Source organism: Escherichia sp. E4385, assembly GCF_963883145.1.
In the GTDB taxonomy this organism is placed as follows: domain Bacteria; phylum Pseudomonadota; class Gammaproteobacteria; order Enterobacterales; family Enterobacteriaceae; genus Escherichia.
Genome location: NZ_CAWOOJ010000014.1, coordinates 250211 through 263505, shown reverse-complemented (window position 1 = coordinate 263505; position 13295 = coordinate 250211). Strand labels below are relative to the sequence as shown.

The 13295-nt window shown below is 48.4% G+C and carries 13 protein-coding genes; 3 read left to right on the top strand and 10 right to left on the bottom strand.

The genetic code is table 11. The features are described 5' to 3' along the window. Positions 1-14: 14 nt before the first annotated feature. On the bottom strand, positions 15-1379 hold the full coding sequence (locus AACS80_RS15665) for an MFS transporter (RefSeq protein WP_135409607.1): 1365 nt from the start codon (positions 1377-1379) through the stop codon (positions 15-17). A 393-nt stretch (positions 1380-1772) separates the two neighbouring features. On the opposite strand from AACS80_RS15665, the gene AACS80_RS15660 reads away from it, so the two are divergent. Beyond that, on the top strand, positions 1773-3272 hold the full coding sequence (locus AACS80_RS15660; protein ID WP_135409608.1) for an SEL1-like repeat protein: 1500 nt from the start codon (positions 1773-1775) through the stop codon (positions 3270-3272). A 10-nt stretch (positions 3273-3282) separates the two neighbouring features. Further along, positions 3283-4218, top strand: a complete 936-nt coding sequence (locus tag AACS80_RS15655; protein ID WP_135409609.1) for a tetratricopeptide repeat protein — start codon at positions 3283-3285, stop codon at positions 4216-4218. A gap of 55 nt (positions 4219-4273) precedes the next feature. On the opposite strand, the gene AACS80_RS15650 is transcribed toward AACS80_RS15655, so the two are convergent. The 9 genes from AACS80_RS15650 to AACS80_RS15610 all read right to left on the bottom strand — a co-directional run bounded on the left by AACS80_RS15650 (position 4274) and on the right by AACS80_RS15610 (position 12649). After that, positions 4274-4816, bottom strand: a complete 543-nt coding sequence (locus AACS80_RS15650; protein WP_135409610.1) for a GNAT family N-acetyltransferase — start codon at positions 4814-4816, stop codon at positions 4274-4276. Next, on the bottom strand, positions 4800-5111 hold the full coding sequence (locus tag AACS80_RS15645) for a type II toxin-antitoxin system TacA family antitoxin (protein ID WP_001297137.1): 312 nt from the start codon (positions 5109-5111) through the stop codon (positions 4800-4802). The genes AACS80_RS15650 and AACS80_RS15645 overlap by 17 nt, the downstream gene beginning before the upstream one ends. Before the next feature lie 184 nt (positions 5112-5295). Next, positions 5296-6186, bottom strand: a complete 891-nt coding sequence (gene cyoE, locus AACS80_RS15640) for a heme o synthase (protein WP_097346802.1) — start codon at positions 6184-6186, stop codon at positions 5296-5298. Positions 6187-6197: 11 nt separating this feature from the next. After that, the gene (locus AACS80_RS15635) at positions 6198-6527 is read right to left on the bottom strand and encodes a cytochrome o ubiquinol oxidase subunit IV (RefSeq protein ID WP_130206254.1); all 330 of its coding nucleotides are present in this window, start codon (positions 6525-6527) and stop codon (positions 6198-6200) included. Further along, positions 6527-7141, bottom strand: coding sequence for a cytochrome o ubiquinol oxidase subunit III (locus AACS80_RS15630; RefSeq protein WP_032328763.1), 615 nt, complete (start codon positions 7139-7141; stop codon positions 6527-6529). The genes AACS80_RS15635 and AACS80_RS15630 overlap by 1 nt, the downstream gene beginning before the upstream one ends. After that, positions 7131-9122 carry a cytochrome o ubiquinol oxidase subunit I gene (gene cyoB, locus AACS80_RS15625; RefSeq protein WP_130215449.1) on the bottom strand — a complete coding sequence of 664 codons (1992 nt, stop codon included), beginning with the start codon at positions 9120-9122 and terminating at the stop codon, positions 7131-7133. The genes AACS80_RS15630 and cyoB overlap by 11 nt, the downstream gene beginning before the upstream one ends. 21 nt (positions 9123-9143) lie before the next feature. Then, positions 9144-10091: a cytochrome o ubiquinol oxidase subunit II gene (cyoA, locus tag AACS80_RS15620; RefSeq protein WP_001239440.1), complete on the bottom strand. Its 948-nt coding sequence runs from the start codon at positions 10089-10091 to the stop codon at positions 9144-9146. A 460-nt stretch (positions 10092-10551) separates the two neighbouring features. Continuing rightward, entirely contained in the window at positions 10552-12027 is a 1476-nt protein-coding gene (gene ampG / locus AACS80_RS15615; RefSeq protein ID WP_135409611.1) for a muropeptide MFS transporter AmpG, read from the bottom strand. Positions 12028-12070: 43 nt separating this feature from the next. Further along, positions 12071-12649 carry a lipoprotein gene (locus tag AACS80_RS15610; RefSeq protein ID WP_130206262.1) on the bottom strand — a complete coding sequence of 193 codons (579 nt, stop codon included), beginning with the start codon at positions 12647-12649 and terminating at the stop codon, positions 12071-12073. Positions 12650-12954: 305 nt separating this feature from the next. On the opposite strand from AACS80_RS15610, the gene bolA reads away from it, so the two are divergent. Further along, positions 12955-13272: a transcriptional regulator BolA gene (gene bolA, locus AACS80_RS15605; protein ID WP_000973459.1), complete on the top strand. Its 318-nt coding sequence runs from the start codon at positions 12955-12957 to the stop codon at positions 13270-13272. The last annotated feature ends 23 nt before the right edge of the window (positions 13273-13295 follow it).

Sequence of the window (13295 nt, the reverse complement as noted above, 5' to 3'; positions counted from 1 at the left end):
ATTCGCCTCGTTTTTTATGCCTGACGAATTGCCTGTTCAACCTCAAAGCGATTCGTCACTTTGCTGTCGATTTTCACATAAGCTGAATGTTCTTCTTCTGCAATCAACACTTCTTTGACGCCTGCGGTTTCCAGTAAACGCACTTTTAACGCCTCGTTTGCGGCAATGTCCGCCGGGATTTCAATGCGCAAACTGCTAACATACGGTGGTTCTTTCATGGTACTGGCGACTGCCAGCCACAATGCTGCCAGCATTGCGCCAGCGAGAAATACGCCCTGACCGTCAAACATGCCGTCAATCCAGCCGCCCAGCGCACCGCCAATAGCCACGCCAAGAAACTGGCTGGTGGAGTAAACGCCCATCGCCGTACCTTTGTAACCAGCTGGCGACTCTTTACTGATAAGTGAGGGCAGAAGGGCTTCCATCAAATTAAACGCCACAAAGAAAAGCTGCACGCCGACCACCAGTTGCCAGAACTGCGTTTGTGCGTTCCACAACACAATTTCCGCAACCACGATCAACCCGACGCAGAAGACAAAAACTTGTTTCATTTTGCGCTTAACTTCAGCGTAGATAATGAAAGGCACGACAGAGCCAAAGGCGATTAACATCGTTGCCAGATAGACCTTCCAGTGTTCAGCCGCCGGGAAACCCGCATCAGCCAGTTGCCCTGGCAGGGCAACAAACGTCGACATCAGCAGCATGTGCAGACACATAATGCCGAAGTTGAGTTTCAGCAGCCGTGGTTCCGCCAGCACTTTACTGAAACTGCCTTTCACCATCCCGGACTCACGATTAAGTACGTGCGTGCTGCTGTTGGGTACAACCCAAATGGTCAACGCAATGCCGATCGTTGCCAGAATAGCGATCATCCAGAACAGCGCGTGCAGCCCAAGTTTGTGAGTAATGATCGGGCCAAGCACCATCGCAATGGCGAAGGTAATGCCAAAGCTCACGCCGATAAACGCCATCGCTTTGGTGCGGTTTTGTTCGCGCGTAAGATCGGAAAGCAGCGCCATAACGGCAGCGGCAATCGCACCGGAGCCTTGTAGCGCCCGGCCCAGAATAATTCCCCAGATGGAGTCAGAAAGCGCAGCAATAACGCTACCGGCAGCAAATACTGCCAGTCCGCCGACAATTAATGGTTTGCGACCAATGCGGTCGGAAAGCAGGCCAAACGGAATCTGAAAAACGGCCTGGGTCAGACCATAAATACCAATGGCAATACCGATTAACGCTTCGCTGGCCCCTTGCAGTGCCATACCGTACGTAGTCAGAACCGGCAGTACCATAAACATGCCCAGCATGCGCAATGAAAATACGGTCCCTAAACCCCAGGTCGCGCGCCGCTCACCTGGCGTCATTTTATAATCGTTCATTACCACCTCTTAAAAAATTGCCCACATAGTGTAGTGCGGAGCGCATGTTAGGTAAACAGAGTGTTAATGAGTAAATATTACATAAGAGAGTGATTTTTACGTCAGGTATGAGCTTCTCTCATATTCTTGCCATTAATACATCATGCGTTAAATATAACAAATGAAAAACTCAAATTATTTTATCCTGCAACTAATGACATTATTTTCGGGTTTATTGATGGGCGTGTGACTTTTTATCAAAGGATGGTGTTATTTTATCGCAATAAATAGAAACGTTGGAGGCACTGGTTATGCTGTTTCAGCTTAAATGTTTACTTATTACCTGGGCCGTTATGGCAGCGTATTTATTCATGAAGTGGATGTTTGGTGGTTGAATATATCAAGGAGGAATGTATGTGGTCTGGTAAAGTTATTTTATTATCATTGGGTTTATCTCTGGCCTCTTTTTGTCATGCTTCAACGGATATTAATCAACTGTATGAACGTATTGTCAATAAAGATCGGATGGCGTTAAAAGAACTGCAAAAATTAGCTGACTCCAATAACACGCAGGCGCTAGTGCTACTGGGATTTGTTTATGAACACGGAGTGACAGTACCTGTTGACATCCCAAAGGCGATTCAGTGGTATGAGAAAGCCTGTAACCAGGGGGGAGAATACGGTTGCTATAATGCACGTTATTTCTTTCAATATGGTAAAGGCGTAACCCTGGACGTGACACGAGCACAGATGTATGCCAGTAAGTCGAAAACTGACGATCTTAATATTCCTCCTGATTTGATGAATAAAATAATCAATCAGGCCTATGAATTGAAATCCGGGGCCGAGACAGACAAAACGAAACGGGCGAGTTTAATTGAATTTGTCAGTCGTTATGTCGGTCAGGCACCCGAGAATGATTTGCTTTTTTGGGGGCGAATTGGTTTCAGTAAACCAGAAATTTTGCGTCTGGCGACTCTATGGGCGCAGGAAGACGACCCAAAAATGGATTATATTGTCGGAAATCTTTATCTCGATGATTTTTCACCTTCTGATGATAGACGTTCTTTAGACACCAAAAAGAAAGCACTGCAATGGTTTCGCACTGCGGCAGAAAAAGGTTATCCGATGGCGCAGTATACCATGGGCGATGCCTACGAAAATGGCAGTGCTGGTTTAAAGATTAATGCTGTCGAAGCCAAAAAATGGTACGAATTATCTGCAAATAAGAATGACGAAAAAGCATTAGTAGCCCTGGGGAATATATACTATTCTGGGTTGACCGGCGAAGTTGATTATTCTAAAGCGAGCGTGCTTTTTAACAAGGCTGAACAGCAAGGGGCAAAAAAAGCCGCATTGTGGTTAAGTTGGATGTATTACAACGGATTAGGTGAAAGGCTTGATTGTGATAAGGCCTGGGATTATTACGAAAAAGGTGCGGGGAAATATTCATTGAAATTCAGTAAGGATGAATATTTAAACCGTTGTAATCAAGATCAGAAAATCCGAGAAACACAGGGTGATATTTTACCTTATCTCACGTTAAAACATTACGGGACCTATGGTTTTAACGCAAATGAAAAACCAAAAATATGCGATGTCAGTATTAAAATTAATGCTGATAAAATCAGTGGTATAACTAATTTGCAGTTGGCGCTTGAGCTAAAGGGAAGTGAAGGTATCAGTGAAGAATATACCATTGTCGTACCGCCTTTTAGTCTAAATACACTTGGCGTGGATATGTATAATAACTCCACTCATATAAGACAGACCTATATAGATATCCCAGTTTATAATCGTAATTTATGCGATTTTCATGATTTAACTTATTCTGTTAAATCTGCGACGACGATACTGAATGGGAAACAACGCGACTTGTTAAAAGAAGAGCATATTCAGGTGCAAGATAAATAAGGGATATTTTATGTTGCCTAAAAGAATATTATTTTCTTTAATGCTGATAGTTCCACCAGGCGTGGTGGCAAGCGAGAAAGCGCATGAATTGTATAACAGCATATACAGTAAAAAGCCTGCCCCCGATGTTATAAGTACACTACATAAAATGGCTGAGTCGGGGGATGTCGACGCGCAAAGCCTGTTAGGCTGGGAATATCATCAGCCCCGCTACGATACGAAACCCAACGTTCAGGAAGCCATTAAATGGTTCGAGTTAGCCGCTAAACAAGGTGACAGAGAAGCTCCGTTAGCGCAGGGGGATATCTACTACGAAGGTGAGCAGGTGCGGGTGGATTATGCCAAAGCGTATGTGTTATTTAATCAGGCCGCGCAACACGGTATAAATTTAGCATGGTCCAGATTGGGCATGATGTACGCCAATGGTCAGTATGTTGAGGTAGATTGTAAGAAAGCGAAGGAATATCTTGATAAGGGTGTCCACATTTATGGTGGCCCGCAGAACTTTCTTGCCGCCTGTCGAAAAGACATGATTGACAGAAAAACGGTTGATGATATGTTGCCAGCCATCACAATTACCCATTCTGGAATGCGGGATAATTTTTTAGATGAGAGCTTTTCCTGTATGGACAGCCTCTTTGCCGAAACCAATAAATTAGGCGAAGTGGCCAACCTTCGTGTTACGTACAACATTAAGAGTCCGTCTGGTAAGAAAATTATCCAAACGGTTGGTTTCAAGCCTTTCGGCTTAAACCGGCTGAATATTAACTTTACTGATTACATAATTGGTTCGTTTAGCAGCAATTCGTCTCTTATTCTTAATAAACCGGAATTTGAGCGAAAATCTTGTGCAACTGTAAGGACCACAATGGTTGCCGCAACGGCAACCATTAACGGCAAGGATGTGGACCTGATGAAAGCGGGGGCAATTGAACAAAAGTGGTAATGCTGCTCAGTCCCCGGTTGAGGCAAAACTTGCCCTGGCCGGAGGCGATAATAATCTAAGCCGCGAGAATATGCTGAATCGCCAAAAACATCGGTACAGCACCAAAAGTATTTGGTGTCGCTGAAAGCTGAACAAAGCCGAGACGAGCATAAAAGTTAATGGCGGCAGGGTCAGCATCAAGATAAACCCCTTTAATTGGTAATGCCTGGTGAATTATTTTTACATGTTCAAAAAATTCACATAGTAGGTCCTGACCAAAGCCCCGCTTTTGATACTTCCGCGCTACCCCCAACATGACTAATCTGACAACACCAATCTCTGAAGGTTGTGAACCCTGAAGGACGCCAGAAACGCGTTGTTTTTCCAGCGAATATGCCGTAAAAGTACAGATGCCAATCAGTTCACCACTTTGTCTGTCAATAAGTGCTTTAGCCGCACAGTCGCTATTACGCACACTTTTCTTTAGCGATGTGCGTACAAATTTATCGATAACAGGGTTACCGCAATCAAACTGTTTTTGCCCAGGATAAGTAATATCAGACTGATAATTACAGGAGAGGACTATGGGCAGAGTAATCTCTTCATGCTTGTCGACCATCGCTGTTTTTCCTTTTCATTAACGCCTTGAGGGCGAGCGTCGGTTGAGCAGGCTCAGCGATGAGTTGGTTCATCAGTTCCCAGCTTTGATTCGAAAGCTCACGGCGACGTTGGTTATCAAGCACACTTTCGGCGCGTTCCATAGCAGCGCTCAAAATAAAAGCGCTTAAATCTACCCCAACGGCTTGCGCAGCTTCACGAAGTTTGTTTTTGGCGTCGGGACTGGTTTTGAGTTCAACCCGCGCATTTTTCAGCGTTTTATCGACATCGGGTAGAGTGGCTGTTTTTCCAGGCATTATGACCTCTTTGATTAACTGAATGAAATCGTAGGGAGTCGATCTCATACATAATACGGCTATCAACCGTATGATTAATTTATGTGCATCTGCTCACTCTGTCAAGAGATACGGTTATTAGCCGTATCTCTGATCTCAGACAATAAAAAAGGTGCCGTAGCACCTTTTTAACTGAGAGGTTGTGTTACCACACCGCAGCCAGCAGCGTATGCGAGTCCGGCACCATAAAATCAATGGACATCATCACCGAGAGGGCTGTGATGGCGATGATAGAGAAGCCGAACAGCTTACGCGCCCAGATTCTGTCATCAGCGACTTTATAACCGCGTAGGGCCATGCCTAACCACCAGACGCTAACCGCTGCGGCGACCACCAGATATTTATACCCAGCGTAACCGCCAAGAGAGAGCATCAGCGTGGCAACGGCAAAGGCGATGATATACAGCGTAATGTGGTTCTTCGCTACCGAAATGCCTTTTACCACCGGCAGTACCGGAATGTTTGCCGCCTGATAATCCTTAAAGCGGAAAATGGCGATGGCATAGGAGTGAGGCATCTGCCATAGACTGAAGATAGCCAGCAGGATCGCTGCGCCGCTATCGAACTCGCCGGTTACCGCACAGTAGCCAATCACCGGCGGCGCAGCGCCGGAGAGCGAACCAATCAACGTGCCGTAGACTGAGTGGCGTTTCATGTACAGGCTATAAACGCCGACATAAACCACGAAGCCCATCACCCCCAGCCAGCAGGCCAGCGGATTCGCGCCAAACCACAGCAGCATAAAGCCAGCAATACCCAGCAAGGTGGCGTACACCAGCGAGACAGCAGGAGAGATCAGGCCTTTAACCAGCACCCGATTCTTCGTCCTTTCCATCTTTCTGTCGATATCCCTGTCGATGTAGTTGTTAAACACACAACCCGACGCCACAACCAGTGACACCCCAACCAACGTGTAGATAAACAGGGGATAATCAATGCTGCCCTTTGAGGCCAACAGGAATCCCCCAATCACCGAGATCAGGTTGCCAAAGATGATGCCTGGTTTCGTTACTTGCAGGTATTGCTTAAACATCATAACCGCCGCTCTTAGTGCATCATCATGTTGTAGTTGAGGTTCCACATAATCCAGATGGAGCCTACAACCAGGATAGCGATGATTAGCACGGTGAAGACAAACGCCGTCATGTTCCAGCCTTCATCTGATTTGGTATTCATGTGCAGGAAGCACACCAGATGCACCAGAACCTGTACCACTGCCATTGCCAGGATTGTTCCCAGAATTACGGCCGGAGAGGCAGCCCCTGTCATTACCATCCAGAACGGAATCACCGTCAGGATTACCGACAGGATAAAGCCTGTCATGTAGGTTTTTACGCTGCCGTGGGATGCGCCGCTATGTTCGTTAGAATGACTCATTACATCGCCCCCATCAGATAAACAACAGTGAACACACAGATCCAAACCACATCCAGGAAGTGCCAGAACAAGCTCAGGCACATGATGCGGGTACGGTTAGTGCTGGTCAGGCCGCGACGGGCGATTTGCACCATCAGCACCGCCATCCAGATAAGACCGGAAGTGACGTGCAGACCGTGGGTACCAACCAGCGCAAAGAACGCTGACAGGAAGCCGCTGCGATCCGGGCCCATGCCGTTAACAATCAGGTGATGGAATTCATAGAGTTCCATCCCGATAAATCCGGCACCAAACAACCAGGTCAACGCCAGCCAGGAGATAACCTGGCTTTTGTTGTTTTTGTACATGGCGATAGCCGCCATGCCGTAGGTGATGGAGCTGAACAACAGCAAGAAAGTTTCAACCAGAACGAACGGCAGTTCGAAAATGTCCTTCCCTGTCGGGCCGCCTGCGGTGCCGTTCACCAGAACGGCATAGGTAGCAAACAAGATAGAGAACAGAATGCAGTCGCTCATCAGGTAGATCCAAAATCCGAAGATTTTGGTTCCGCCTGCATCGTGGTGCCCGTGTTCGTGCGCGTGGGCAGTCGCGTGCGTCAAAGTATCAGTTGCCATTTTTCAGCCCTGCCTTAGTAATCTCATCGAAATGCTGGTTTTCCAGTTTTTCGATTTCTGCCACCGGCACGTAGTAATCCACGTCCTCGTCGAAACTTTTCACGATCCAGGTGATGATCATGCCTGCGAAGCCAACAATCGCCAGCCACCAGATATGCCAGATCATGGCGAAACCGAAGATGGTGGAGAAAGCCGCAATGACGATACCGGCGCCGCTGTTTTTCGGCATATGAATTTCTTCATAGTGGTCAGGCTTTTTGTACGCTTCGCCTTTCTCTTTCATTTCCCAGAATGCATCACGCTCGTGAACGTGCGGCACAATGGCAAAGTTATAGAACGGAGGCGGGGAAGAGGTTGCCCACTCCAGCGTACGGCCACCCCACGGGTCGCCAGTCAGGTCACGGTTCTGGTCGCGGTCGCGAATAGAAACGTACATCTGAATCACGAGGCAGAGAATACCCAGCGCAATCAGTACCGCACCGCTGGCTGCAATCATCAGCATGGTGTGGAACTGCGGGTCAATCTGCTGGCTTAAACGACGAGTCATACCCATGAAGCCCAGCGCATACAGCGGCATAAAGGCAACGAAGAAGCCGATGATCCAGAACCAGAACGCGCGTTTACCCCAGGTTTCGTTCAGTTTGAAACCGAACGCTTTAGGCCACCAGTAGGTCATCCCTGCGAAGCAGCCGAAGACCACGCCGCCGATGATCACGTTATGGAAGTGCGCAATCAGGAACAGGCTGTTATGCAGAACGAAGTCCGCGCCCGGTACTGCCAGCAGCACACCAGTCATACCGCCCACCGAGAAGGTGACAATAAAGCCGATGGTCCACAGCATCGCAGAATGGAACACGATACGGCCCTGATACATGGTGAACAGCCAGTTGAAGATCTTCACCCCGGTCGGGATGGCGATAATCATGGTGGTGATACCAAAGAAGGCGTTTACGTTCGCGCCCGCACCCATCGTAAAGAAGTGGTGCAGCCAGACGATGAACGACAGCACGGTGATACAGACGGTTGCCCATACCAGCGAGGTATAACCAAACAGGCGTTTACGCGAGAAGGTTGCCGCAATTTCGGAGAACACACCGAAAACAGGCAGGATCAGGATGTAAACTTCCGGATGACCCCAGGCCCAAATCAGGTTGATGTACATCATCATGTTGCCACCCATATCGTTGGTAAAGAAATGGGTGCCCAGATAGCGATCCAGGGTCAACAACGCGACGGTAACCGTCAGAATTGGGAAGGAAGCAATAATCAGAATGTTTGCGCACAGTGATGCCCAGGTAAATACCGGCATCTTGAACATGGTCATGCCCGGTGCACGCATCTTCAGAATGGTAACGAAGAAGTTGATACCGGTTAGCGTCGTACCTATACCGGATAGCTGGAGACTCCATATCCAGTAATCGACACCGACTCCCGGACTGTACTCTATTCCCGATAGTGGTGGATAGGCCAGCCAGCCGGTCTGCGCAAATTCGCCCACGCCGAGAGAAACGTTAACCAGAATCACACCAACAACGGTAAACCAGAAGCTTAAGTTGTTGAGGAACGGGAACGCAACGTCACGCGCGCCGATCTGCAGCGGAACCACCAGGTTCATCAGACCGATAACGAAAGGCATCGCCACGAAGAAGATCATAATCACGCCGTGCGCGGTGAAGATCTGATCGTAGTGGTGAGGTGGCAGGAAGCCCGCTTCACCCGCCGAGGCAAGGGCCTGTTGGCTACGCATCATAATGGCGTCAGCAAAACCACGCAGCAACATCACAATCGCCACGATGATATACATGATACCGAGGCGTTTATGGTCGACGGAGGTCAGCCACTCTTTCCACAGGTAGGTCCACTTACCGAAGTAAGTGATCAGGCCAACGAGCGCCAGACCTCCCAAAATAATGCCAGCGATCGTAACCATGACGATAGGTTCATGGTACGGGACTGCATCAAGTGATAATTTTCCGAACATCTTTATTCTTCCTCAACCCCTTTAATGGGCGGATTCCGCGTGGCTCATGTCCATGCCTTCCATACCTTCGTGTGCGCTGTGCTCACCTTCTGGCTGGGTCATGTCCATGCTCTTACCGTGAGCCATAAACTTATTAATCACATCGGCAAACAAGTCTGGTTTCACGTTGGAGAAATATTCCACCTGGTTGTATTCGCTAGGCGCGGCCAGTTTTTCGAACGCTGCCATGTCAGACATGCTGTTCGGCGACTGTTTCGCTTTTGCGACCCACTGGTCGAATTCGGCGCGATCCGGCGTTGCGATAGCTTTGAACTTCATGCCTGAGAAGCCCGGACCGCTGTAGCTGGCGGAGATACCGTCATAAGTACCGGGTTCGTTGGCAATCAGATGCAGGCGAGTCTGCATACCGGCCATGGCATAAATCTGGCTACCCAGACGCGGAATGAAGAAGGAGTTCATCACGGAGTTGGAGGTCACTTTGAAGTACACCGGAGTGTTCGCCGGGAAAGCGATTTCATTCACGGTAGCAATTCCCTGTTCCGGGTAGATGAAGAACCATTTCCAGTCCATGGAAACCACTTCGATGGTAATGGGCTTCTCGTCATGTGCCAGCGGCTTGCTAGGCTCAAGAGCGTGAGTAGTTTTCCAGGTCAGTACCGCAAGGAAGATGATGATTAAGATAGGTACCGTCCAGACCACAGCTTCCACTTTATTGGAGTGTGACCAGTTCGGGCTGTACTTAGCATCTTTATTGCTCGCACGGTACTTCCAGGCGAAACCAACAGCCATCAAGATTGCGGGAATAACGACAATCAACATCAGGCCAAATGCCGTCAGTATCAGTGAACGTTGCTCCAGACCAATCTGTCCTTTGGGATCTAACAGCGCAGAATTACAACCACTGAGCAATACAGTGCCTGCAAATAATGACAACCATCCCAAACTTTTATTGTATTTCCTGAGTCTCATTTAACGACCTCAATTCCACGGGATCTGGTGGCGTTTAAAGTGTGTGGGCATTTTACGGGAAGGTTACATTACTGTAAACATGATTAAATTCCTGTTACTTGGATTTGGCTGCCAGGTCACATATGTTGCAAAACATATCAAGTTGGTTTTAAGAAGCTGTTGCAAAAGGGCGTTATAACGAAAGGGGCGCGGGGAAGGGGGGTAGCAGGGCAATTGGTATAACCAATCTCAAAATAAAACAATTATTTAACAAATAATTATCATTGAAGTGACAATTTAGGTAAAGGGAAATAAAGTGTCATTAGCTGAATCGTGTAAGAAAAATAGAATCTATAAATGGCGTCAATAATTTTAGAAATCTAAGCCGCACAAAAGAACAAATATTATTAAGCGATGCTGATGTTTATTTAGCCGTAATAATTACGCCGGGTGATTACTGCAGCTAAATAATATTCACAGATTACGTCAGATGTGTTTTTCGTAGCGCCAGATAATCCAGCAAACCACCAAGCACGACTCCGCCCAAGGCGATTAAAACACCGACTTCCAGCAGAGCAGGCAGGAAAGAGAAGTGGGTCAAATCCAGCGCGTCCATCGTCAATAGCAGTAACCACACGGCTAACAGACTGACGCCCGTTGCCAGCGTCGACATGGCAAAGGCATAACCTGCCGGATACCCGGTACGAGGGATAAAGTCGTTATTGACCCATGTGTACTCCAGCGTGCGACGGCAAACCAGTAGCAAAATAAGTCCAGGTACGGCGGCGGCAACAGAGAACAGATAGAACGTCGGCCAGCCGTGAGCTTCAACAAACCAACCTGCTACTGGCCCTACATAAACCCGTCCTACAGCAGAAAGCGCCGAGAGCAGGGCGAACTGGGTAGCGGAAAATGACTTATTACACAGGGTCATTAATAGCGCCACAAATGCTGATGTTCCCATCCCACCACACAGATTTTCGAAAAAGACAGCCGCGCCCATGCTGTAGAGATGCTTATCAGTCACGGAAAGTAGCCAGTAACCGGCGTTGGACGCTCCTTGTAAAAGGCCGAAAATCATGAGCGCACGGAACAATGACAGGCGCTGCATCAAAATTCCGCCGAACAATGCGCCGATGATGGTCGCCAGTAGACCGAGCGTTTTGTTAACTACACCCACTTCGCCGGCATCAAATCCGACGCCGCGAATCAAAAACGTGGTTGTCAGGCTCATGGCGAAAGCATCGCCCAGTTTGTACAGTACGATTAAAAGCAGAATCAGCCATGCGTTATTGCGGCCAAAGAAATCACGCAATGGTGCTACAACGGCCCGTTCCAGCGTTTTGGGTACAGGAATGGTGTCGGTTGGTTCTGGTGCAAGCAGTGTCGCGATAATACAGGGGATCAACAGCGCTGCCATCAACCAGTACATGCCTTGCCAGCCCAGCCATTTATCTGCCAGCCATAAAGCCAGGCCGCCGGATACCAGCATCCCCAGGCGATACCCCAGCACGCTGATTGCAGCACCTGCGCCGCGTTCTTCCGCTGGCAGCACATCCGTTTTCCAGGCATCAAAGACGATATCCTGGGAGGCGGAGCAAAAAGCGATCACCACCGCCAGAGCTGCCATCCAGCGTAATTGGGTGCCAGGTTCGAGAAAACCCATCGCCGCAATGGACAGTAACAATAGAGTTTGTGTCGCGAGCAGCCAACCGCGCCGACGTCCGAGGAACGGTGGGGTGTAGCGGTCCATCAGCGGGGACCAGAGAAATTTAAATACATAAGCCTGGCCTACCAGAGAGAAGAAACCGATGGTTTTAAGATCGATATTCTCAACGGTCATCCACGCCTGTAACGTGCCGGATGTCAGGGCTAGCGGTAGCCCAGAAGCAAAACCCAGGATCAGCAAAATGGCTGAACGCGGCTGTTGGAAAATACGTAAATATTGACTGGACATGGGCGTCTACAGGCCCGGCTTGCACCGGGCCAGAGGGCAGAAATTAACGCGCGTTCTGCTTGATGAATTCGTGAATGCTGGTGTCCTGAGACATGTCAGCAATGGTGTCGGTCAGCACACTGTTAACCGCATCGGCGATATTTTTGTTGGAAGCCTGAAAAGCGCCTTCAACGTTGTAGCTGGCACGATAGTTTTTGGTCATCTTGTTGCCATTCTGCGCGGTGGCGATGATGGCGATATCTGCTTTAGTGGCGATATTGTAACGCACGTTACCCTGGGACACGTCAGCATACAGTTGGCTAACGATGATTTGCAGATTAACCGGACCATTTGGGCCGACCATGTAACCACGCGCGGTCATTTGTTTTTCCAGCACTTCTTGCAGCAGGAAACGCAAATCGCGAGAGGCGGTCAGGGTGACAATCTGATTATCGCGGGTCACTTTCGCCAGCGCCTGATCGGTACGTTGATCGGCACCATTAATGCTAACGGTGACGCCCATCAGGCTTGGATCCTGCTGCGGCAGCGTCATCGTTGGGGAAACGTCAATCGTCGTTGGTGGTGTTGCGCATCCTGCAAGCATAAACAGAGCAACTAATGGGAAGAGGATTTTTTTGAACATGTTCTGGCTCTCAGAGACTGGTAAGCGTGTTTGGTAAAAAATTCTCGCCATCATAACATTGCCAACGACGAGGGGAAGTGGGTAAGGCATGTAAATTCATCGTGTTGACGAAATAATCACCGTGAGTAAAAGAATCACTCGTGCGCAGCCTGCGAATTAATCTTTAAATCAGTAAACTTCATACGGTTGACTGAAAAACTGGGACGAAAGCTAAATATTTGTTGCTAAGCTGTAATGGTAACGGTAAAAGCGGCTAGTATTTAAAGGGATGGGTGACATCTCAGCGTTGTCGGAGGAGATATTTCATGATGATACGTGAGCGGATAGAAGAAAAATTAAGGACGGCGTTCCAACCCGTATTCCTCGAAGTTGTGGATGAAAGCTATCGTCACAATGTCCCAGCCGGCTCTGAAAGCCATTTTAAAGTTGTGCTGGTCAGCGATCGTTTTACGGGTGAACGTTTTCTGAATCGTCATCGAATGATTTACAGTACTTTAGCGGAGGAACTCTCTACTACCGTTCATGCGCTGGCTCTGCATACTTACACTATTAAGGAATGGGAAGGGTTGCAGGATACCATTTTTGCCTCTCCTCCCTGTCGTGGAGCAGGAAGCATCGCGTAAAAACGCATTTGCAACCGTCAGCG